General features: G+C 71.9%; 15 protein-coding genes. 7 read left to right on the top strand and 8 right to left on the bottom strand.

Annotated features, from left to right (window positions below; genetic code table 11):
- Positions 1 to 10: 10 nt before the first annotated feature.
- From F7Q99_RS24235 to F7Q99_RS24205, 7 genes are all read right to left on the bottom strand, one after another.
- Complete coding sequence (locus F7Q99_RS24235) at positions 11 to 1,030, bottom strand: LacI family DNA-binding transcriptional regulator (protein WP_326847057.1); 1,020 nt, start codon at positions 1,028 to 1,030, stop codon at positions 11 to 13.
- 25 nt (positions 1,031 to 1,055) lie between these two features.
- Complete coding sequence (locus F7Q99_RS24230; RefSeq protein WP_153464736.1) at positions 1,056 to 2,753, bottom strand: glycoside hydrolase family 13 protein; 1,698 nt, start codon at positions 2,751 to 2,753, stop codon at positions 1,056 to 1,058.
- A 66-nt stretch (positions 2,754 to 2,819) separates the two neighbouring features.
- Positions 2,820 to 3,725 carry a sugar ABC transporter permease gene (locus F7Q99_RS24225; protein ID WP_153464734.1) on the bottom strand — a complete coding sequence of 302 codons (906 nt, stop codon included), beginning with the start codon at positions 3,723 to 3,725 and terminating at the stop codon, positions 2,820 to 2,822.
- 40 nt (positions 3,726 to 3,765) lie between these two features.
- Positions 3,766 to 4,767 (bottom strand): carbohydrate ABC transporter permease, encoded by a 1,002-nt coding sequence (locus F7Q99_RS24220; protein ID WP_153464732.1) that lies wholly within the window; start codon positions 4,765 to 4,767, stop codon positions 3,766 to 3,768.
- A 183-nt stretch (positions 4,768 to 4,950) separates the two neighbouring features.
- The gene (locus F7Q99_RS24215; protein ID WP_153464730.1) at positions 4,951 to 6,228 is read right to left on the bottom strand and encodes an extracellular solute-binding protein; all 1,278 of its coding nucleotides are present in this window, start codon (positions 6,226 to 6,228) and stop codon (positions 4,951 to 4,953) included.
- A gap of 403 nt (positions 6,229 to 6,631) precedes the next feature.
- Positions 6,632 to 7,696 carry an aldose epimerase family protein gene (locus tag F7Q99_RS24210; protein WP_153464728.1) on the bottom strand — a complete coding sequence of 355 codons (1,065 nt, stop codon included), beginning with the start codon at positions 7,694 to 7,696 and terminating at the stop codon, positions 6,632 to 6,634.
- A 229-nt stretch (positions 7,697 to 7,925) separates the two neighbouring features.
- Positions 7,926 to 10,937, bottom strand: a complete 3,012-nt coding sequence (locus F7Q99_RS24205; protein WP_326847056.1) for an ATP-binding protein — start codon at positions 10,935 to 10,937, stop codon at positions 7,926 to 7,928.
- Positions 10,938 to 11,234: 297 nt separating this feature from the next.
- Between F7Q99_RS24205 and F7Q99_RS24200 the strand changes: the two genes are divergently transcribed.
- The 4 genes from F7Q99_RS24200 (at position 11,235) to F7Q99_RS24185 (ending at position 15,716) form a co-directional block, all read left to right on the top strand.
- Entirely contained in the window at positions 11,235 to 12,182 is a 948-nt protein-coding gene (locus F7Q99_RS24200; RefSeq protein ID WP_153464726.1) for a terpene synthase family protein, read from the top strand.
- Between the two features lie 312 nt (positions 12,183 to 12,494).
- Positions 12,495 to 14,018, top strand: a complete 1,524-nt coding sequence (gene exaC, locus F7Q99_RS24195) for an acetaldehyde dehydrogenase ExaC (protein WP_153464724.1) — start codon at positions 12,495 to 12,497, stop codon at positions 14,016 to 14,018.
- 60 nt (positions 14,019 to 14,078) lie between these two features.
- On the top strand, positions 14,079 to 15,176 hold the full coding sequence (locus F7Q99_RS24190) for an IS630 family transposase (protein WP_326847055.1): 1,098 nt from the start codon (positions 14,079 to 14,081) through the stop codon (positions 15,174 to 15,176).
- Between the two features lie 216 nt (positions 15,177 to 15,392).
- Positions 15,393 to 15,716: a nuclear transport factor 2-like protein gene (locus F7Q99_RS24185; protein WP_153464721.1), complete on the top strand. Its 324-nt coding sequence runs from the start codon at positions 15,393 to 15,395 to the stop codon at positions 15,714 to 15,716.
- Positions 15,717 to 15,718: 2 nt separating this feature from the next.
- On the opposite strand, the gene F7Q99_RS24180 is transcribed toward F7Q99_RS24185, so the two are convergent.
- On the bottom strand, positions 15,719 to 16,942 hold the full coding sequence (locus F7Q99_RS24180) for a serine hydrolase domain-containing protein (protein WP_153464719.1): 1,224 nt from the start codon (positions 16,940 to 16,942) through the stop codon (positions 15,719 to 15,721).
- A gap of 93 nt (positions 16,943 to 17,035) precedes the next feature.
- Here F7Q99_RS24180 and F7Q99_RS24175 point away from each other — a divergent pair, with 93 nt between their 5' ends.
- From F7Q99_RS24175 to F7Q99_RS24165, 3 genes are all read left to right on the top strand, one after another.
- Positions 17,036 to 17,569 carry an NUDIX hydrolase gene (locus tag F7Q99_RS24175; protein WP_153464717.1) on the top strand — a complete coding sequence of 178 codons (534 nt, stop codon included), beginning with the start codon at positions 17,036 to 17,038 and terminating at the stop codon, positions 17,567 to 17,569.
- 10 nt (positions 17,570 to 17,579) lie between these two features.
- Positions 17,580 to 18,434 (top strand): TetR/AcrR family transcriptional regulator, encoded by an 855-nt coding sequence (locus tag F7Q99_RS24170; protein WP_153464715.1) that lies wholly within the window; start codon positions 17,580 to 17,582, stop codon positions 18,432 to 18,434.
- A gap of 175 nt (positions 18,435 to 18,609) precedes the next feature.
- Positions 18,610 to 20,376 (top strand): hypothetical protein, encoded by a 1,767-nt coding sequence (locus F7Q99_RS24165; protein ID WP_153464713.1) that lies wholly within the window; start codon positions 18,610 to 18,612, stop codon positions 20,374 to 20,376.
- Positions 20,377 to 20,439 lie beyond the last annotated feature (63 nt).

Raw genomic sequence — 20,439 nt, 5'->3', positions numbered from 1 at the left:
CGGCCCGCGCTCAGCGAGCGCACGCCCCCGTGGACCCGCGCATGACCAGCTCCGGCTGGAACATGAACTCCCCGCGCTGGGCGGCGTTCCCGCCGACCTCCTCCAGCAGCGCGTCCACCGCCGCCGTCGCCATCGCCTCGACCGGCTGGCGGATCGTGGTCAACGGCGGCTCGGTGAAGGCGATCAGCGGCGAGTCGTCGAAGCCGACCACCGACACGTCGTGCGGCACCGACAGCCCGCGCTGGCGCACCGCCCGGATCGCGCCGAGCGCCATCATGTCGCTGCCGCACACGATAGCCGTGCACCCCTTGTCCAGCAGCGCGCCGGCCGCCGCGTGCCCGCCCTCCACGCTGAACAGCGTGTGGTGGACGAGGTCCTCGGCCTCCTCCTCCGTCCGCCCGAGGACGGACTGCATGGCCGCCGTGAAGCCCTCGATCTTGCGCAGCACCGGCACGTACCGCTTCTGCCCGACCGCCAGCCCGATCCGCTCGTGCCCGAGCTCGGCCAGGTGCTGGACGGCCATCCACATCGCGGCTCGGTCGTCCGGCGAGATGAACGGCGCGGAGATCCGCTCGCTGTAGCCGTTGATCAGGACGAACGGCACCCCGCGCCCGGCCAGCCGGGCGTACCGGTCGTGGTCGGCGGTGGTGTCGGCGTGCAGCCCGGAGACGAAGACGATGCCCGCCACTCCCCGGTCGACCAGCATCTCCACCAGTTCGTCCTCGGTGGACCCGCCGGGCGTCTGGGTGCACAGCACCGGGGTGTACCCGTGCCGGCTGAGCACCTGCTCGATGACCTGCGCGAGCGCGGGGAAGATCGGGTTGCTCAACTCCGGCGTGATCAGCCCGATCAGCCCGGCGCTGCGCTGGCGCAGCCGGGTGGGCCGCTCGTACCCGAGCACGTCGAGCGCCGCCAGCACGGTCTGCCGGGTGGCGGCCGAGACGTTCGCCTTGCCGTTGAGTACGCGGGAGACGGTGGCTTCGCTGACCCCCGCCTGCGCCGCGATGTCTGAGAGTCGCGCCGTAGTCACGTTCCCAGAGCCTATTGCAACCACGTCAGACCGCCCACCAGCCGGTGCTGTCCGGTGCGAGCACCGTCTCGCCGCCGTCGACGACGAGCTCCACGGAGGAGAGCAGCAACTTCCCGGGTGCGGGGATCCGCACCGGCTCGCCGGTGGTGTTCACCGTACAGACGAAGGAGCCGCGGCGGAACGCCAGGGTGCCCTCGCGCGCGTCCAGCCACTCGACCTCCGTGCCGGCGCCGAGGTCGGGCTGTGCCCGGCGGACGGCCAGCGCGCTGCGGTACAGCTCCAGCGTGGAGGTCGGGTCGCCGGCCTGCGCCTCGACGCTCAGCTCGGCCCACTCGGCCGGCTGCGGCAGCCAGGACGGGCCGCCCGCCACCGGGCCGAAGCCGTACGGGGCCTCGGTGCCGGACCACGGGATCGGGACGCGGCAGCCGTCACGGTAGCCGTCCTGACCGGCCTGGCGGAAGAAGGACGGGTCCTGGCGGACCTCGTCCGGCAGGTCGGTGACGTCCGGCAGGCCGAGCTCCTCGCCCTGGTAGATGTACGCGGAGCCGGGCAGCGCGAGCATCAGCAGGGTGGCGGCGCGGGCGCGGCGCAGGCCGAGTTCGCGGTCGCCGGAGGTGCGGATCTGGGTGCCGAGGCCGGGCGCGTTGGCGAACCGGGTGGCGTGCCGGGTGACGTCGTGGTTGGACAGCACCCAGGTGGTGGGGGCGTCGACCGGGCGCATCGAGTCGAGCGAGACGTCGATCACCTCGCGCAGCGCGGCGGCCTCCCAGTCGGTGCCCAGGTACTGGAAGTTGAAGGCCTGGTGCAGTTCGTCGGGGCGGACGTAGTTGGCGGTGCGCTGGACGGTCGGGGTCCAGGCCTCGGCGACGCCGATCCGCTGGCCCGGGTACTCGTCGAGGATCTTCCGCCAGCTGCGGTAGATCTCGTGCACGCCGTCCTGGTCGAAGAACGGCATGACGTCGTTGCCGAGCAGCTTGAGCTGGTCGGCGCCGCCGAGGTCGGGCAGGCCGGCGGCCTTGACCAGGCCGTGGGCGACGTCGATGCGGAAGCCGTCCACGCCCATGTCGAGCCAGAACCGCAGGATCGAGCGGAACTCGTCGGCGACGGCCGGGTTCTCCCAGTTGAAGTCGGGCTGCTCCGGGGCGAACAGGTGCAGGTACCAGTCGCCGGGGGTGCCGTCCGGGTTCTCGGTGCGCGTCCAGGCCGGGCCGCCGAAGATGGACTCCCAGTCGTTGGGCGGCAGTTCGCCGTTCTCGCCCTTGCCGGGGCGGAAGTGGTAGCGCTCTCGCAGCGGGGACGCAGGACCCTCGCGCAAGGCGCGCTGGAACCACTCGTGCTGGTCCGAGGAGTGGTTGGGGACGAGGTCGACGATGATCCGCAGGCCCAGCGCGTGCGCGTCGCGGATCAGCGCGTCGGCGTCCAGCAGGGTGCCGAACATCGGGTCCACCGCGCGGTAGTCGGCGACGTCGTAGCCGGCGTCGGCCTGCGGCGAGGCGTAGAACGGCGAGAGCCAGACGGCGTCCACGCCGAGGTCACGCAGGTAGGGCAGGCGGCTGCGGATGCCGGGCAGGTCTCCCATGCCATCGCCGTTGGAGTCGGCGAAGCTGCGCGGGTACACCTGATAGATGACCGCGTCCCGCCACCAGCCTCTGGACGCGCTGACGTTCGCCTCGTGAGCGGTGTCGGCGGCAGGCCGGGAGGTGTCGGCCAGGTTCTGGGTCATGGACGGTATCCCTCGGGGACTAGAGGAGCGCTGCGGGAGCGCCGGAGAGCGGGAAGCGCGGGGGCGTTACGACTTGGAGGCGCCGGCGGTCAGGCCGGTGACCAGGTGTCGCTGCACCAGGTAGAAGAAGGCCGCGGACGGGATCGCGATCAGTACGGCGGTCGCGGCCATCAGGTTCCACTGGGAATCGTGCTCGCTGACGAAGGTCTGCAGGCCGACGGCCAGCGTGTACTTGTCGGAGCTGAGCATGAAGGTGGAGGCGAAGGGCACCTCGGCCCAGTAGGTGAGGAAGGAGTAGAACGCGGCCACCGCCAGGCCCGGACGGGCCAGCGGCAGGACCAGCCGCCAGAAGGTACCGAACGGGCTGAGTCCGTCGACCCGGCCGGCCTCGTCGATCTCCACCGGGATGGTGTCGAAGTAGCCCTTGAGCAGCCAGCCGCAGTACGGCACGGTGGTGGTCGAGTAGACCAGGATCAGGCCGGTGTAGCTGTCCAGCAGGCCGAGTTCGGAGAGCATCGTGTACATCGGCACGATCAGCACCGCGATCGGGAACATCTGGGTGACCAGCAGCGACCACATCAGCGGCTTGTGCCCGGGGAACTTCATCCGGGAGACGGCGTAGCCGGTGGTGGCGGCGAGCATGACGCCGAACACCGTGGTGATGCCGGAGACCAGGAAGGCGTTGCCGAACCAGGTGAAGAAGCCGGTGTCGGACAGCACGTGCTGGTAGTTCGCCAGCGTGATCTTGCCGAGGATCCCGCCGGGGTGGAGGTAGTCGGTCTTGTCCGGGCCGAGCGAGATGTAGAGGATCCACACGACCGGGAACAGCGCGATCAGGCTGGCCAGGATCAGGGCGCCGTGCGACAGCGCCTTGGCCAGCGGGCCGCTCTCGCCGCGGGGGCGGACCTTGGCGGGCCGGGCGGCGGGGGCCACGGCTGCGGCCGCGGCGGGGCGTTCGGTGGTGGTGCTCATCGGGATTACCTGCCTTCGTGGGTCAACTGGGTCCGCGGCCTCAGCCGTTGGCCTGCTCGTTGCGGGCGAGCCAGCGCCGGTAGAAGGCGGTGAAGACGATCAGGATGGACAGCAGGATCACGCCGTACGCGGCCGACTGCGCGTAGTCGCGGGGCTGTTGGCCGAAGCCGAGCTTGTAGGCCCAGGTGACCAGGATCTGCGCGTCGGGCGCGCCGGTGCCGAACAGCAGGAAGATGACGCCGAACTGGTTGAAGGTCCAGATCACGCCGAGCAGCACCACGGTGGAGGAGACGGTGCGCAGCCCGGGCAGGGTGACGTACCGGAAGCGCTGCCAGGGGGTGGCACCGTCCATCTCGGCGGCCTCGTACAGCTCGGCCGGGATGGACTGGAGGCCGCCGAGCAGCGAGATCATCATGAACGGCACGCCGACCCAGGTGTTGACCAGGATCGCGGCGGCCTTCTGCGCCCACGGGTCGGTGAGCCAGCCGGGCTCGGGCAGGTGGAGGAAGGAGAGCAGGCCGTTGACGGCGCCGCCGTCGGAGAGCATCAGGCGCCAGGAGAAGACGGTGACGAAGGTCGGCACGGCCCAGGGCAGGATGAGCACCATCCGGTAGACGGCGCGTCCGCGCAGCTTCTTGTTGAGCAGCAGGGCGAGGCCGAGGCCGAGGGTGTAGTGCAGGACGACGCAGATCACGGTCCATGCGATGGTCCACACGAAGTGCGACCAGAAGCGGTCGTACGAGCCCGGGCCCCACAGGATGTCGGCGTAGTTGTCGAAGCCGACGAACTTGTAGCTGGCCGGGATGTGGTTGACGCCGATGGTCCGGGCGGAGTTGAGGCTGTTGGCGTTGGTCAGGGTGAGCCAGATGCCCTCGACGAGCGGGTAGAGCACCAGCACGCCGAGCACCAGCACGACCGGGGCGATCATCGCGTAGGCGTACCAGTGCTTGGCGTAGGAGCGCTTGACGCGTTCCACCAGGCCCGGACGCGATTCGCGCTCCCGGCTGCCCTTGCCGGTGGCGCCCTGCACGGCGACTGACATCGATTCACACCTTCTCGGGGAATTCTCGGGGGAAGCGGGTCCGGCCGCCGGGCCCGCCGGGGTGACGGATGACAGGTGACGGATGACAGACGACAGTGAACAGATGATGAAATCTGTCATCTGTTCGCTGTCATCCGTCCGCTGCCATCCGCCACCCGAGGTGGCGGGCCGGGCGGCTGGGGACTACTTGGCGAAGCCGGGGAGGAGCTTGGCGTAGTCCGTGGCAACGGTGTTCAGCGCGTCCTGGGTGCTGGTGCCCTGGACGGCCTTGCCGAGGTTCGTGCCGAGCGAGGCGAACAGCGAGCTGTACTCCGGCAGTTCGGGGCGCGGCTTGGCGCTGGGCAGCACGGCCTGGAAGCCGGCGATGCCCGGGTCGGCCTTGACGTCGGGGGTGAAGGCGTCGGAGCGGGTCGGCAGGGTGGAGTTCTTCTGCGCGATGAACGCCTGGCTCTCGGCCGAGGTCATGAAGGCGGCGAACTTCTCCGCGGCGGCCTTGTGGGCGGCGTCGGCGCCGGCGTAGACGGAGATGTTGTGGCCGCCGGTGGGGGCGCCGGCCTTGCCGCTGGAGCCGGCCGGAACGGCGGCGATGCCGAGGTTCTTCTTGTCCGCGAACGCGGAGCCCTTGTAGATGTTGGTGATCTCCCAGGGGCCCTGGATGATGGCCGCGACCTTGCCGCTGTTGAAGGCGTCCATCATGTGCGCGTAGGCGTCGGTGGTGACGTCGGCCTTGGCCATGCCGGGCGAGGTGAACATCGACTTGTAGGTCTCGATGCCCTTGGCGGCCTCGGGCGAGGTGATGGTGATCTTCTTGCCCGCGGCGTCGACGGTGTCGGTGCCCTCGCCGAACAGGAACGGCATCGCGTAGTAGCCGTCGGCGGCCTTCAACCAGAAGCCGTCCACGCCGGCCTTGTCCTTGATTGCGGCGGCGTCGGTCTTCAGCTCATCCCAGGTCTTGGGGGCGTCGGTGATCCCGGCCTTGGTGAACAGCTCCTTGTTGTAGAGCAGGCCGAGGGTGTCGGTGACCAGCGGGACGCCGTAGAGCTTGCCGTCGTACTTGGCCTGCTGGAGCAGGCTGGGCTGGAAGGCGGAGGTGTCGGCGGCGGCGGGGGTGCCGTCCAGCGGCTCCAGGTAGCCGGCCTTGGCGAAGGCGGCGGTCCAGCCGACCTCGGAGCGGAAGGCGTCCGGAGCGCCCTTGGCTCCCATGGCGGTCTGCAGCTTGTTCTGCGCCTGGTCGAACGGGACGTTGACGAAGTTGACCTTGATGTTCGGGTTGGCAGCCTCGAACTTCTTCACGAGTTCCTGGTAGTTCGGCGCCTCGTTGGTGGCGTTCGACGTGTCCCAGTAGGTGAGGGTGACCGGCCCGTCGGCCTTGCCGTCCGAGCTGGAGCCGCTGCTGCCACAGGCAGCCATCGAGACCGCGAGGGCCACAACGAGGGCAGAGGCCGCGATGCCACGCCGCATGAGAACTCCTTGGGAGGGTGGGGGTGCCCGAGATGTTCGGAGACAGGCGCATAATGGCTGCCTCGTGCCGACTGCACCTTCGCTGCCGTCGGGCTTGGGAAGGAAGTTAACAGCGGCGCAATCATCGCGGAAAGCCCTTGCAGAAAGTTTCTGCAAGAAATGCCGATCGTTACAGCCACGTGTCCTGGACGTAGCCGCTCGGTAGTCGACAGTGGCCGGCAATGCCCGGGTTTGCCTGTTTCTCTCCGGCGGTCTGTGGCCTGGAACACCACCGTGCGTGGTCGAAAGGCGCTTGCAGCGGACTGGCTGCAAGCGCCTCGGAGCCGCCGAAGGAGCACTGTCGCTGCTGCGCGGCTCGGAACGGGCCGCCGGGCGTACCGCGGGCCGCGTCCCGGCTCGGGACCTAGTTGGTCCCCATCCGCAGCACGGTCACCGAACGGAACTCCTCCCCCGGCCGCAGCACGGTGCTGGGGAAGTCCGGGTGGTTCGGGGAGTCAGGGAAGTGCTGGGTCTCCAGCGCGATACCGGCGAACGGCCCGTACGGCACGCCCCTCACGCCGGTGACCGCGCCCTGGAACTTGTTGGCGGTGTAGACCTGGATGCCGGGCTCGGTGGTCAGCACCTCCAGGGTGCGGCCGCTGACCGGTTCCTCCAGCAGCGCCGCCCGGGCCGGGGTGCCGTCGGCCGGGCGCGGGTGCAGCACCCAGTTGTGGTCGTAGCCGCCGGGCCCGGCCAGCTGCGGGTGGGCGTCGTGCACCGCCTTGCCGATGGGCGTGGCCGAGGTGAAGTCGAACGGCGTGCCGGCCACCGGCTCGGTCCGCCCGTTCGGGATCTGCCGCTCGTCGGCCGGGGTGTACGCGTCGGCGTCGAGGGTGAGCAGGTGGCCGAGGACGTCGCCGCTGCCTTCGCCCGCGAGGTTGAAGTACGCGTGGTTGGTGAGGTTGACGAGGGTCGGCTTGTTGGTGACGGCGCGGTAGGCGATCGTGAGGTCCCCGGCCGGGTCCAGGGTGTAGGTGACGGTGACGTCCAGCGTGCCGGGGAAGCCCTGGTCGCCGTCCGGGCTGTGCAGAAGCAGCCGCACGCCGCCGTCGGCCGCCTCGGCCTGCCACATTCGGTGGGAGAAGCCGTCCGGCCCGCCGTGGAGGGTCATGCCGCCGCCGGTCGGGGCGAGCCGGTACTCCTCCCCGTCGATGGTCACCTTGGAGCCGTCGATCCGGTTGGCGAACCGGCCGATCACGGTGCCGTAGTGCCGGGCGGGGCCGAGGATCTGGGCCAGCTGGTCGGTGGTGAGCAGGAGTTGGGCGGGGCGCCCGGAGCGGTCGGGCGCGGTCAGGGTGTGCAGGGTGGCGCCGAGGGTGAGCACGCTCGCCTCGTACGGGCCTGCGGTGAGCGTCCAGCGTTCGATCGCCGCACCCGCGCCGGAGGCTTCGAGGGGTTGGTGGCGCACGCTGGTGGCCTGGGTCGCCATGCCCTGCTCCTCACTGGCGGCCACGGCTTGCCGTGGTCGCCCCCGTTCCGGTCCGTCCGGGTCCGCCGCGGCGGCCCCCATGTCCGTCAGCCTAACGACGGCGACGGCCGCGGGGGCGCTCCCGAGCCCCCGCGCGCCGCCTGCGCACCACAGTCCGCCGGGCACGCACAACGGCCGTCGCGCCGAACGAAACCCCGCCACTTCCGGCAGCGCGCTCGCCGGGCGGCGGCTACTCGTCGCCGTCCTCCGTCTCGCGGCCTGGCCGGGTGGCCTGCCGCTGCTGCCCGGGCAGGCCGAGCGCGCTGGCGAGGCCGTCCGGGCCACTGCCCGCCTTGCGGTACACCGCGGCCAGCCGGCGGTTGACCAGGCTGAGCTGAACCCCGAGCTCCTCCGCGATCCGCTGCGGCGGTACGCCCCGCACGGCCAGCTTGGCGACGTCCCACTCGGACTGGCTGAGCGTCTCCCGGAAGTCCCCCAGCCGGTTGGGCCGCAGGCCGTAGTTGGCCAGCTCCCGCCGCGCCTGCTCGACCAGGCCCTCCGCCGAGCAGTGCTGGGCCAGCTCGATGCCCTGGTACAGGTACTCCTGGGCGTCCTCCAGCCGCCCGACCCTGCGCAGCGCCGCCCCGAGCTCGACCAGCGCGACGGCGTGCTCGTACCCGGCCGGGGACTGGCCGAGGTGCATCACGGCCTGTTCCAGCAGCTCGACGGCCTGCTGGCCGTCCTCGATCTGGGCCTGCAGACGCAGTGCGGTGCCGATCGCCGAGGCGGTGCCGAAGGTGCGCGCGTCCCGGACGGCCTTCTGCGCGTACTCGCGGGCGCGCTCGGGCTCGTCCTGGGCGATCGCGATGGCGAGGTGGCCGGCCCACGGCGCCCAGACGGTGTTGTGCCAGCCGCGAGCCTCCAGCTGGGCGCCGGCCTCGGTGAGCGCGGCGGCCGCGCCCGCGTAGCGCCGCTTGGCGACCAGCAGCTTGCCGTACAGCGAGGGTGCGTCCGGCAGCACCATCGCGGTGTCGTGGTAGGGCGGCTGGAAGCCGAAGCCGGTGGCGAGCTCCCAGGCCTCGTCGACCCGGCCTCGGGCGAGCATGGTGTCCACCAGCACGCCGACGGCGTCCCAGGCGAGCGGCAGCTTGGAACCGATCCGCTCGGAGAGCCGCAGGGCGCGGCGCAGGAAGTCCTCGGCCTCGGCGAGCAGGCCGCGGCGGAACCGGGCCAGGCCCATCAGGAAGTAGGCGAAGCCCCGGTGGGCTCCGCTCCACCCGGCCACCTCGAACTGGATGATGGCGTCCGCGAACAGCCGCTCGGCCTGGGCGATGCGGTCGTTGTAGGTGTAGGTGAGGCCGAGCATCGAGGGGAGTTCGAAGCCCCAGGTGCTGTCGGTCCAGCCGAGGCCCTTGGGCAGGCGGCCGGCCTCCAGGACGTCGTCCGCGTAGGCCAGCGCGTCGGCCGAGGGGGCGCCGCGCAGGGTGAGGTCCCAGGCGCGCATGGCGAGGACGGCCCGGTCGGCGGCCTCGCGGCCCGTGAGGCCGTCGCACAGCTCGCCGAGCCGCCGGGAGCGCCCGGGGCCGTCCTCCTCGGACCTGCGGAACGCGTGCCACATGAACGAGGCGGCCTGGAGCCGGAGTTTGCCGTCCCGGTCGCCGGTCACCGCGGCCTCCTCCTGGCAGACCAGCGCGGCCTTGCGGATCTCGCCGCTGTGCGCGAGCACTTCGGAGAGCCGGAAGGTGGCGTCGACCCGCAGCTCGGGGCGCAGCGGTCCCTCGTCCGGGTCGAGGGCGAGCTGCAGCTGGTTGACGGTGGCGCTCGGGTCGGTGAGCAGGGCGGAGCAGCCCAGTTCGTACAGCACCTCGGCGCGGATGTCGTCGGCGGGCGGCTCGTTGAGGGCGCGGTGCAGGCAGCGTTGGGCGGCCTCGGGGGCACCGATGAGCAGGTGTTCGGCGGCGGCCTTGCGGAGCTTGCGGACGGTACGGTCATCGCCCTCGCCCGAGAAGGTCTCGACCAGGTGGCGGGAGGCGGCCAGCAGGCCGAGTCCGGCGTTCTCGATCTCGGCGGCGGCGACACCGTGCATGCCGGTGCGGGTGGCCTCCGGCATGGTGTTGTAGATCGAGCTGGCGATCAGCGGGTGGACGAACTCCAGGTTCCCGTTTGGGGTCTGGGTCAGGACGCGCTGCTTGCGCAGTTGCTTGATGGACTCGCGGGCGCCCTCGGCGCTCTGGGTGGAGATCCGGGTGGCGAGGTCGATCCGGATATCGGTGCCGAGCATGGCGCAGGCCCAGGCGAAGCGCAGGGTGCTGGCGCCGAGCCGGTCGAGCCAGCTCTTGAGGGTCATCCCGTTGGCGTCGACGGCGAGTTCGCGCAGCTGGCGGGAGTTCTCCTCCAGCGGGTCGAGCTCCTGCTCACGGACCTGCTCCAGCAGGGCGACGGCCTCGTAGGGGTTGCCGTTGACGACGCTCCAGAACTCGTAGCAGAAGGCGTCCTCCGCCTTGTCGCCGAGTTCGGCGCGGATGATGTCGGTGATGGACACCAGGGAGAGCCGGTTGAGCTCGTGCTTGCGGGTGGCGAGCTTGAGCACGGCGCCGTGGTGCTGCCGGGCGTCGGTCTGCCAGTCGCTCTCGTCCTCGCGGAACGCGAGCACCAGCAGGACGGGCAGTTCGCGGGCACGGACGGCGAACTGGGTGAGCCAGGACAGGGATTCGAGGTCGGCCCAGTGCAGGTCGTCGACGATCATCACCATCGGGGCGCGGCGTGGCGCGAGCTGGGTGAGCACGTAGTCCAGGCCGTCGCGCACGCCCTGCGGGTCGAGGCGGCGGGCGCCCGCCTTGGGCTGCTTGAGGCCCATGGCCGGTCCGACGACCTCCTCCCAGGTGCCCATGACCTGGCGGAACTCGTCCGGTTGGAGGCTGGTGAGCGCGGGCTGGAGGAGCTGGCGCAGTACGTGGTACGGCTCCTTGATCTGCTGCTCGCCGCCGCGCGCGAACAACACGGTTGCGCCGTCGCGGAGTTTGGCGATCCGGCGGACCTCGTGCAGGAGGCTGGTCTTGCCGATGCCGGGGCGCCCGGAGAAGGTGAGCAGTTCGCCGATCTCGGTGCCGCCGGCGGCGAATTCGCGGCACAGCTTGTCAAGGGAGGTCACGGCGGAGCGCAGTTCCGCGTCGCGGTCGCGCAGCCTGACCCGTGGGGCGGCGCCGTCCCCGTCCCGGCCGGGGCCGGTTCCCGCCCGAAGTCCGATGCCCTGCTCGGTCACGTCGCGCCTCCGACTCGCTACTGCTCGCTGCTCGTGGAGCCGAGGTTAGCGCTGTCGGAGGCGTACCGTGCTGCATTCGCGCAGGCCGTGGCGGACGGTGAGGGTTTGGACGACTTGCCAGGGGCAGTTGCCGTATAAACCTAACGTCCGATCATTGCATCAGATACCCTACGGCCCGCGAGGCGAAGATGATCTTGCCCCGCCACCCTCACGCCAGAAGCCTCGCCGCGCCAACTCCCCCCGCACCTCGCGTTTCGAACCGCTGGCGCCCCCACCCTCCGCTGCACCGGGAGTCCGATGTCTGACGACACCTCACTTCAGATCCCGTTCCCGTACCGCCGCAGTCCGCACGGCCCCCGTGCGGCCGCCCTGCACCGCGACTGGCTGGGCCGGTACCCGCTGCTGCCCGACGTCGACCACCCCGGCTACACCCACTGGGAGGTCGTCGAACTCGCCGCACTCGGGTACCCCGACGCCGAACCGGACGAACTCGCCCTGGCCGCCGACCTGATGGGCTTCTACTTCCTGTTCGACGACCAGTTCGACGGCCCGCTCGGCCGCCGCCCCACCGAGGTCGCCCCGATCTGCAAGAGGCTGATCGCCATCCTGCACGGCGCCCGCCCCGACCGGAACTCCCCGGTCGAGACCGCATTCGCCGACCTCTGGGACCGCAGCGCGCTCGGCATGCCCGCCCGCTGGCAGGCCCGCGCCGCCTACAACTGGGAGTGGTACCTGGCCAGTCACCCCGCCGAGGCGGCCGGCCGGATCTCCGCCCGCCCCCCGGACCGGGACGGCTACCTCGTACTCAGACGGGGCACCGCCGCCATGGAGACGATCTTCGACATGGTCGAACGGCTCGGCCAGTTCGAGGTGCCCGCCGCCGTCCTGCACCACCCGGTCCTGCGTCAACTACGGCAGCTGGCAGCGGACATACCCTCGCTGAGCAACGACGTCCGGTCGTTCCCGCTGGAGGCCCTGCGCGGCGACGTCAACAACCTGGTGATGATCGTCCAGCGCGAGCGCCGCTGCTCGGCCGAGGAGGCGTGCGCCGTCGTCCTCGCCGAGGCACAGCTGATGGTCGAGCGCTGCTACGACCTCAACGAACAACTCCCCGAGGTCTACCGGGAGCTGGGCCTGTCCCGCGTCGAGCGGATCGTCGCCCAGCAGTACGCGGACGGGCTGCTCACCTGGCTGGCCGGCTACCTGCGCTGGGAGTCCCGCACCGGGCGGTACCACGCCGCCTGAAAGCGCGGCCTGAAACAAGGACCTGATAGTCCAACTGAATGACCGTTCGAGGCCGGTCTTCCTGGCCCCGGGCCCGACCGCCGGCCCCGGGAACGGCCGGAACGCGAACCCTCCGTACTCGGGTGACGTACGGACCGTAGCCGCGCCGCGCGTCCGCGGCTATCGTGCTCGACGGCGGGCGCCCCCGGCGGGGCGCCCGGTCCCAGTGCGTGTCCGTACCCTCCCGCCGGGCCGTCCGCGACCGGACGGCCCGGCGCGCCGCCCCAGGCCCACGGCCGGGCGGTGCCCGACGTCGCGAGGAGACACCAGAGCATGACGGTCTACCAGCCCCCCGGCTCCCCCGGCAGCATCGTCGCCTACCGCCACCGCTACGAACACTGGATCGGCGGCGGCTGGGTGCCGCCGGTGCACGGCGAGTATTTCGGGGACCCGACCCCGGTCACCGGCGAGATCTTCACCGAGGTCGCCCGCGGCACCGCCGAGGACATCGAGGCCGCGCTGGACGCCGCCCACGCCGCCGCCCCGGCCTGGGGCCGCACCCCGGCCGCCGAACGGGCCCAGGTGCTGCTGCGGATCGCCGACCGGATGGAGGCGAACCTGGAGCAGCTGGCCGTCGCGGAGAGCTGGGAGAACGGCAAGCCGGTGCGCGAGACACTGGCCGCCGACCTCCCGCTCGCCGTCGACCACCTGCGCTACTTCGCCGGCGCGCTGCGAGCCCAGGAGGGCGGCCTGTCCCAGCTGGACGAGGACACCGTGGCGTACCACTTCCACGAGCCGCTGGGCGTGGTCGGCCAGATCATCCCGTGGAACTTCCCGATCCTGATGGCGGTCTGGAAGCTCGCCCCGGCGCTCGCCGCCGGCAACGCGGTGGTCCTCAAGCCCGCCGAACAGACCCCAGCCTCGGTGCTGCTGCTCGCCGAGCTGACGGCCGACCTGCTGCCGCCCGGCGTGGTCAACATCGTGACCGGCTTCGGCGAGGAGGCCGGCGCCCCGCTGGCGTCCAGCAACCGGATCCGCAAGATCGCCTTCACCGGCGAGACCACCACCGGCCGGCTGATCGCGCGCTACGCCAGCGACAACCTGATCCCGGTCTCGCTGGAACTCGGCGGCAAGAGCCCCAACCTGTTCTTCGGCGACGTCGCCGACGCCCCGGACGCCTTCTACGACAAGGCCGTCGAGGGCTTCGCGATGTTCGCCCTCAACCAGGGCGAGGTGTGCACCTGCCCGAGCCGGGCGCTGATCCAGTCCTCGGTCTACGAGCGACTGCTCGCCGACGGCCTTGACCGGGTGACCGCGATGCGCCAGGGCGACCCGCTGGACACCGAGACCCAGGTCGGCGCCCAGGCCAGCGCCGAGCAGCTGAAGAAGATCCTCTCCTACTTCGAGATCGGCCGGGCCGAGGGCGCCAAGGTGCTGGCCGGCGGCGAGCAGGCCGACCTCGGCGGTGCCCTGTCCGGCGGGTACTACGTGACGCCGACGGTCTTCGAGGGCGACAACCGCATGCGGATCTTCCAGGAGGAGATCTTCGGCCCGGTCGTCTCGGTCACCCGCTTCGCCGACTTCGACGAGGCGGTCGCGCTCGCCAACGACACCCAGTACGGGCTCGGCGCGGGCGTCTGGACCCGGGACCTCAACACCGCCCACCGCGCCGGGCGGGCGATCCAGGCCGGGCGGGTGTGGACCAACTGCTACCACGCCTACCCCGCGCACGCCGCCTTCGGCGGCTACAAGAACTCCGGCATCGGCCGGGAGAACCACAAGGCACTACTGGAGCACTACCAGCAGACCAAGAACCTGCTGGTCAGCTACTCCCCCGACGCGGTCGGCTTCTTCTAGTGTCCTGCGCCGGAGATCCGTCGTTAGTTGTGTGTGAGCTCTTCTTCTCCTGATCTCCCGGTGCGCCGTCGTGGTCCCGCCTTGGAACCGTTGTTGCTGTCCGACGAGGAACGGGCCACGCTGACGTGGTGGGCCCGCAGAGCCTCGTCCGCCCAGGCGTTGGCTCTGCGGGCCCGGATCGTGCTGGCCTGCGACGGTCCTGATGTGCCGTCGATCGTCGGCGTGGCAAGGGAGTTGGGCATCACTGCGGACACGGTCCGCAAGTGGCGACGCCGGTTCCTCGCCGAGAGGCTGGACGGCCTGGTAGACGAACCCCGACCGGGCCGGCCGCCCACGATCGCGGTCGACGAGATCGAGGCGGTCGTCGTGGCGACGCTGGAGGAGATCCCGAAGAACGCGACACACTGGTCCCGGAGCTCGATGGCCGCCCGCAGCGGCCTCTCGAAGTCGACCGTCGGACGGATCTGGCGGAAGTTCCAGCTCAAGCCCCACCTGGTCGGCACCTTCAAGCTGTCCACCGACCCGCTCTTCATCGAGAAGGTCCACGACGTGATCGGCCTGTACTTCGACCCGCCCGAAGGTGCGGTGGTGCTGTCGGTCGACGAGAAGTCGCAGATCCAGGCCCTCGACCGCTCCCAGCCGGTCCTGCCCATGATGCCGGGCATGCCGGAGCGTCGAACCCACGACTACGTGCGCAACGGTCTGACCACCCTGTTCGCCGCGTTCGACACCAGCAGCGGGAAGGTCATCACTTCACTGCACCGCCGGCACCGTGCGGCGGAGTTCAAGAAGTTCCTCGTCAAGATCGACCGCGAGGTTCCCGACGGGCTCGACATCCACCTGATCTGCGACAATTACGGCACCCACAAGACCCCGGCCATCCGTGCCTGGCTGGCGCAACATCCCCGATTCCATATGCACTTCACCCCGACCGGGTCCTCGTGGATCAACCAGGTGGAGCGGTGGTTCGGCTTTCTCACCGACCAGATGATCCGACGTGGTGCCCACAAGAACGTTCAGGCCCTTGAGAGGGACATCCGCGCCTGGATCAAGAACTGGAACGAGGACCCCAAACCGTTCACCTGGACCAAGACCGCCAACGAGATCCTCGACTCCCTCGCCCGATTCTGCCGACGGATCTCCGGCGCAGGACACTAGCCCTTCTCCGGCCCTGTTTCCGGGCCTCATGGCGCAGCGGGAGGCCGGTCTCCGTCCTCCCGCTCCGCAGCACTCCCCCTGGCCCGCGTGCCGGTCCGGGCACACGAATGACCGATTTTCCGACGCGCCTTCTCCGACGCGCCCCCGACATGCCCGGACACGCCCGGTGGACGGCCTAGACAGGAGGTCCCGTCCCTTCCGACCCGGGAGTCCTCGATGACCATCGCCACCGCCAAGCTCTCCGACCCCGCCGTGCGCACCTTCGTCGCCGCGATCAACGCCGGCGACCGCGACGCCTTCCTCGCCGTCCTCACCCCAGACGCGACCATGTCCGACGACGGCTCCGACCGCGACCTCCGGGACTGGATCGACAAGGAGATCTTCACCGTCCGCGGCCGCATCGACGTCCAGACCGAGTCGGACGGCGGGCACGCGCTGATCGCCAACTTCACCAACGAGACCTGGGGCGAGATGCGCACCGCGTGGCGGTTCACCATCGACGGCGGGAAGATCAGCCGCTTCGACACCGGCCAGGCCTGACGCTACGCGGCCAACCCGAGACACCCGCGCACCGCGCGGATCAGGTTGCGCGAGCGGATGTCCCCGGTGACGCCCGGCTGCATCCCGTTGGTGACGTAGCCGAAGCCCAGCCCGAGGTCCGGGTCGGCGAAGCCCAGCGAGCCGCCCCGGCCCGGGTGGCCGAAGCTCGCCGGGGAGGCCATCGGCGCGGTCGGGCCGTGCCGCCAGAAGCCCAGGCCGAACGTGGAGTTGACGATCAGCACCCGGTCAGGCCCGTTCACCGCCGGCGTGACCGCCCGGGCCAGCACCTCCGGCCCCAGCAGCGGCGGCAGCGAGCCGCCCGACCCGTCCGACCGGTCGACGGCGCCGACCAGCGCCGCGTAGAACCGGGCCAGCGAGCGGGCCGTCCCGATGCCGCCCGCGCCGGGTATCTCGGCGGCCTGCACCGCCGGATCGTTGAGGTCCACCCCGGGGCGCACGGAGGCGAAGGAGCGGGCGGTCAGCGAGGCCGGGTCCTGGTAGGCGTCCCGGACGGACTGCTTGGGCCGCAGCCGCAGCCCGCTCGGCCCGGACCGGGCCTCCTCCGGGGCGGGCAGGTCGACCAGCCGCCCGACCCGGGACTCGGCGCCGGCCGGCAGCCCGATCCACAGGTCCAGGCCGAGCGGCCGGGCGATCTCCTCGGCGAAGTAGCGGCCGATCGTCCGCCCGCTCGCCCGCCGCACCACCTCGCCGACCAGCCAGCCGAAGGTGTACGGGTGGTAGCCGTGCGCGGTGCCGGGCTCCCAGGCGGGCGCCTGCGCGGCGACGGCGGCGGCCGCGCGCTCCCAGGTCAGCACGTCCTCCAGGCGCAGCGGCACGTCCAGCGCGGGCACCGCGGCCTGGTGCGAGAGCAGCCAGCGGACCGGCACCCCGCCCTTGCCGGCTGCCGCGAACTCGGGCCAGTAGGAGGCCACCGGCGCGTCCAGGTCGAGCTGCCCCTGTTCGGCCAGCAGCAGGGCGGCGGTGGCGGTCAGGCCCTTGGTGACCGAGCGCAGCACCTGCGCGGTCTCCGCCGTCCACGGGACGGCCGGCGCGGGCCGCCCACCGACCTCGGGCCGGGCTTCGCCGCCCCACAGGTCGACCACCTTGCGGCCGCGCACGTACAGCGCGAAGGCGGCGCCGAGCTCGCCGTAGTCGCGGAAGTTCCGCGCGAAGGCCGCCCGTACGGGCTCGAACCCCTCGGCCGTCTCGCCCCAGATCTCCACCATCGCGCGCCGCCCTCAGCCTCTCCCGGATCCGTCTTCGTCCACACCCGCCCGATCATCGTTCGACACGAGCCCGGAAACCCTAACCTGTCGGTCATGACCAACCCTGCCGAGGAACTGCTGGACGTCGTCGACGAGCACGACCACGTGATCGGGACCGCCGTGCGCGGGGAGGTGTACCGCCGGGGGCTGACCCATCGGTGCGTCTTCGTCCTGGTCCGCGACCCGGCCGGGCGGATCTTCGTCCACCGGCGCACCGACACCAAGCTCTTCGCCCCGGGCGCGTACGACATGTTCGTCGGCGGCGTCGTCGGCTCCGGCGAGACGTACGCCGCCGCGGCCGTCCGCGAGGCCGAGGAGGAGCTGGGGGTGAGCGGGATCGAGCCACGGCCGCTCTTCAAGTTCCTGTTCCGCCAGGACCACCTCTCGTGGTGGTGCGACCTGTACGAGGCCGAGTGGGACGGACCGGTCGCCCCTCAGGAGTCCGAGGTCGCCTGGCACGCCTGGCTCACCCCCGCCGAACTGGCCGACCGCCTCGCCCGCGACGACTTCGTCCCCGACGGCCGCGACGCCTACCGCCGCTACCTGGAGTTCCACGCCGGCCGGGGCACCGGCGCGGAGGCCGGATAGGGTGGCGCGCATGGCCTCCCGTACGCCGTCGCCGACGGCCGCCCGCCCCGAACGGAACCCCGCTCCGGGCCCGGCGGCCCCGGACCCGGCCGGCGCTTCCGCGAGCGAGCGTCCGCGCCGGCGGCTGAGCGTGGACGAGCGGCGCGAGCAGCTGATCGCCGTCGCGCTGGAGCTGTTCAGCCTGCGCCCGCCGGAGGAGGTGTCGATCGACGACATCGCCGCCGCCGCGGGCGCCTCCCGGCCGCTGGTCTACCACTACTTCCCGGGCAAGCAGGCGCTCTACGAGGAGTCGCTGCGGCGGGCCGGCCGCGAACTCGCCGGGCGGTTCGAGGAGCCGGCCGAAGGGCCCCTCTCCGAACGGCTCCACCGGGTGATGGGCCGCTACCTGGACTTCGTGCAGAGCCACGGGCCCGGCTTCGCGGCGCTGCTGCGCGGCGGCTCGGTGGCCGCCAGCGCGGGCACCTCGGCGGTGATCGACGAGGTCCGGCAGGCCGCCCACGAGCAGATCCTCAGCCACCTGGCCATCCCCGATCCGAGCCCCGGCCTGCGGCTGACCGTCCGGGCCTGGATCGCCAACGCCGAGATCACCTCGCTGGAGTGGCTGGCCGAGCGCTCGCTGCCGCTGGAGGAGCTGCAGCTGCACCTGGTGCAGGAGTTCGTCGCCTCGCTCGTCCTCACCGCCGCCCGCGAGCCCGCGCTGGCCGCCGAACTCGCCTCCTTCTTCGCGGACGAGCGGCCGGACGGGCCGACCGGGCGCCTCGTCCAGGACCTCGCCGGACTGCTCGCCGCCCCCGGGATCGCCGAAGCCGTCACGGCGCTCGCCACCCCGGCCCCGGGCGAGCCGTCACCGCAGGCCACGGATTGATCCACTAGGTTCTCACCGGGTCCTCACCAGGTGCTCTCCGGGTGATCCGCCGGTTCTGCGGTGACGGCGGGCTCTGATAGGAATGACCACGGATCTGACGGCGCGACGCCCGGTGCGTGCGCCCGGTCCCACCCGGACACGGACCGCAGACGGAGCAGAGCGGGGGGCTCATCAGTTGACCCAGGACGGCCAGTTCAACGCGGAGGCCAACCCCTTCGCAGCCGCCGAGCAGGTCAGTGCGACCCTCGGCACCCTCACCGACGCCCTCTTCGACGAGCACACCTCGCGCCACCCGGCGTCCTCGCTGAGCGCCCTGCGATCGGGCCCGGCAAGCCAACACCCCGCCGCCGAGGCGCTGTTCGGCCTACCGCTGGCCCCCAACGGACCGGTGCACGCGGCCGTCGACCGGCTCGGCACCGTCATCACCGCCGGCACGGCCCGCCCCGGCACCGGCGCCCCGCGCGCCGACCGGGCAGCCGCCGCGCTGCTCGCCCGCTACGGCGGCGGGTCGGTGCGCGGCGCGATCGCCGACCGGGGCACCACCTCGGCCGCACTCTTCCAACTGCCCGTCAGCGGCGAGATCGCCGACCCCAAGCTGCGCCCGCCGTTCGCGCCCGCGCTGGCCGCGCTGGCGGGCGGCCAGCAGACCCTCCAGCCGGTCGAACTGGCCACCGGCTCCGGCACCGAGGTCCGGCTGGTCGTCCCACCCGGCTTCCACCCGTTCACCTCCCCCGGCGGCCCGGCGGGCGTCTCCGCCCGTACGGTGCCCCCGCTGCCGGCCGGCGCGGACGGAGCCGACCCGGCCGCCGTCGCGGCCGCCGACGAACTGACCCGCCATCTGGCCGAAGTCGCCGAGGAGTTGTTCAGCGCCACCGGCCCGACCCCGCGCCGGGACTTCGCCGTCATCGCCGCCACCCTCGCCGACCTCGTCCACGCCTCGGGCACGGTCTACGCGGGCGTCTGCGCCCTGGAGGCCGACGGCCGGGCCACCGAGGCCACCCTCGTCGTCTCGCTCACCCGGCACCCGCTGCCCATCACCGCCCTCGCCACCGAACTCGCCACCGTCCGGCGGCACGCCGAGGTGTGGACGGTCCTGCTGCCGGCCGGGCCGGCTGCCGTCCTGGTCGAGGGCCGGACCGTTCCGGTGCCCGGGGCGCTGGCCGCGGACGGGCAGCGGCGCTGGGTGGTCACCTCGGTCGTCCAGGCGTTCGTCCCGCTGCCGGACGGCGTCTCGGTGCTGTGCGTCCAGCTCTCGACGGCGCAGCCGGAGGACTGGGAGCTGTACACGGAGGCGTTCGCGGAGCTGCTGAAGAGCGTCCAGTTCGGCTGGGACGGTGTGGCGGGCGTGCCCGCTCCTGTTTCGCCCCCTGCACAGGCTCATGCTCCGACTCCGACTCCCGCTCCGGTGGCGGAGCAGGTGCAGGAGGAGGCCCCGGAGGAGGCGCCGGTCCACCTGCGCGGCACGCCGGTGCGCGTCCCGCCCGCGGACTTCAACCCGTTCGCGCCGCTCGCCGACGCGCCCCCGGCCGAGGACCAGGAGCCGGCGCTCCGAGGCACGCCCGTGATGATCCCGCCGCCGGACTTCAACCCCTTCGCCCCCGAGAGCCTCCCGGCCCTCCCCGACGACGCGTCGACCGCGCCCGCCGGAGCCCCCGACCCGTTCGGGACGGCGACCCCGGCCGATCAGCCGAGCGATCCGTTCGGCACCACGCTCGCGTCACAGGGGCCGGCGATCCCTCCGCCGCCCTCGGTGCCGCCGCGCATCCCCGCCCCGGCCGATCCGGCACCGGAGGAGCCGCCGCTGCTCAAGGGCACGCCCGTGATGATCCCGCCGCCGGACTTCAACCCCTTCGCCCCCGAGAGCCTTCCGGCCCTCCCCGACGAGGCGCCGGCGGCCGATGCCCCGGCGGCCGCGGGCGCGGAGACCAGCCCGTTCGGCTGAGCCGCCTCCGCCGGCGGTGAGGCCGACGCCTCGACGAACAGATGACAGCAAACAGATAACAGC

This window comes from Streptomyces kaniharaensis, assembly GCF_009569385.1.
GTDB classification, from domain to species: domain Bacteria; phylum Actinomycetota; class Actinomycetes; order Streptomycetales; family Streptomycetaceae; genus Kitasatospora; species Kitasatospora kaniharaensis.
This window is presented reverse-complemented; position numbering and strand designations above follow the sequence as displayed.

Excerpts from the sequence above, each read along its gene's own strand:
- F7Q99_RS24230 (WP_153464736.1), bottom strand. The coding sequence starts at position 2,753 with ATGACCCAGAACCTGGCCGACACCTCCCGGCCTGCCGCCGACACCGCT.
- F7Q99_RS24225 (WP_153464734.1), bottom strand. The coding sequence starts at position 3,725 with ATGAGCACCACCACCGAACGCCCCGCCGCGGCCGCAGCCGTGGCCCCC.
- F7Q99_RS24220 (WP_153464732.1), bottom strand. The coding sequence starts at position 4,767 with ATGTCAGTCGCCGTGCAGGGCGCCACCGGCAAGGGCAGCCGGGAGCGC.
- F7Q99_RS24215 (WP_153464730.1), bottom strand. The coding sequence starts at position 6,228 with ATGCGGCGTGGCATCGCGGCCTCTGCCCTCGTTGTGGCCCTCGCGGTC.
- F7Q99_RS24210 (WP_153464728.1), bottom strand. The coding sequence starts at position 7,696 with ATGGCGACCCAGGCCACCAGCGTGCGCCACCAACCCCTCGAAGCCTCC.
- F7Q99_RS24200 (WP_153464726.1), top strand. The coding sequence starts at position 11,235 with ATGTCTGACGACACCTCACTTCAGATCCCGTTCCCGTACCGCCGCAGT.
- exaC (WP_153464724.1), top strand. The coding sequence starts at position 12,495 with ATGACGGTCTACCAGCCCCCCGGCTCCCCCGGCAGCATCGTCGCCTAC.
- F7Q99_RS24185 (WP_153464721.1), top strand. The coding sequence starts at position 15,393 with ATGACCATCGCCACCGCCAAGCTCTCCGACCCCGCCGTGCGCACCTTC.
- F7Q99_RS24180 (WP_153464719.1), bottom strand. The coding sequence starts at position 16,942 with ATGGTGGAGATCTGGGGCGAGACGGCCGAGGGGTTCGAGCCCGTACGG.
- F7Q99_RS24175 (WP_153464717.1), top strand. The coding sequence starts at position 17,036 with ATGACCAACCCTGCCGAGGAACTGCTGGACGTCGTCGACGAGCACGAC.
- F7Q99_RS24170 (WP_153464715.1), top strand. The coding sequence starts at position 17,580 with ATGGCCTCCCGTACGCCGTCGCCGACGGCCGCCCGCCCCGAACGGAAC.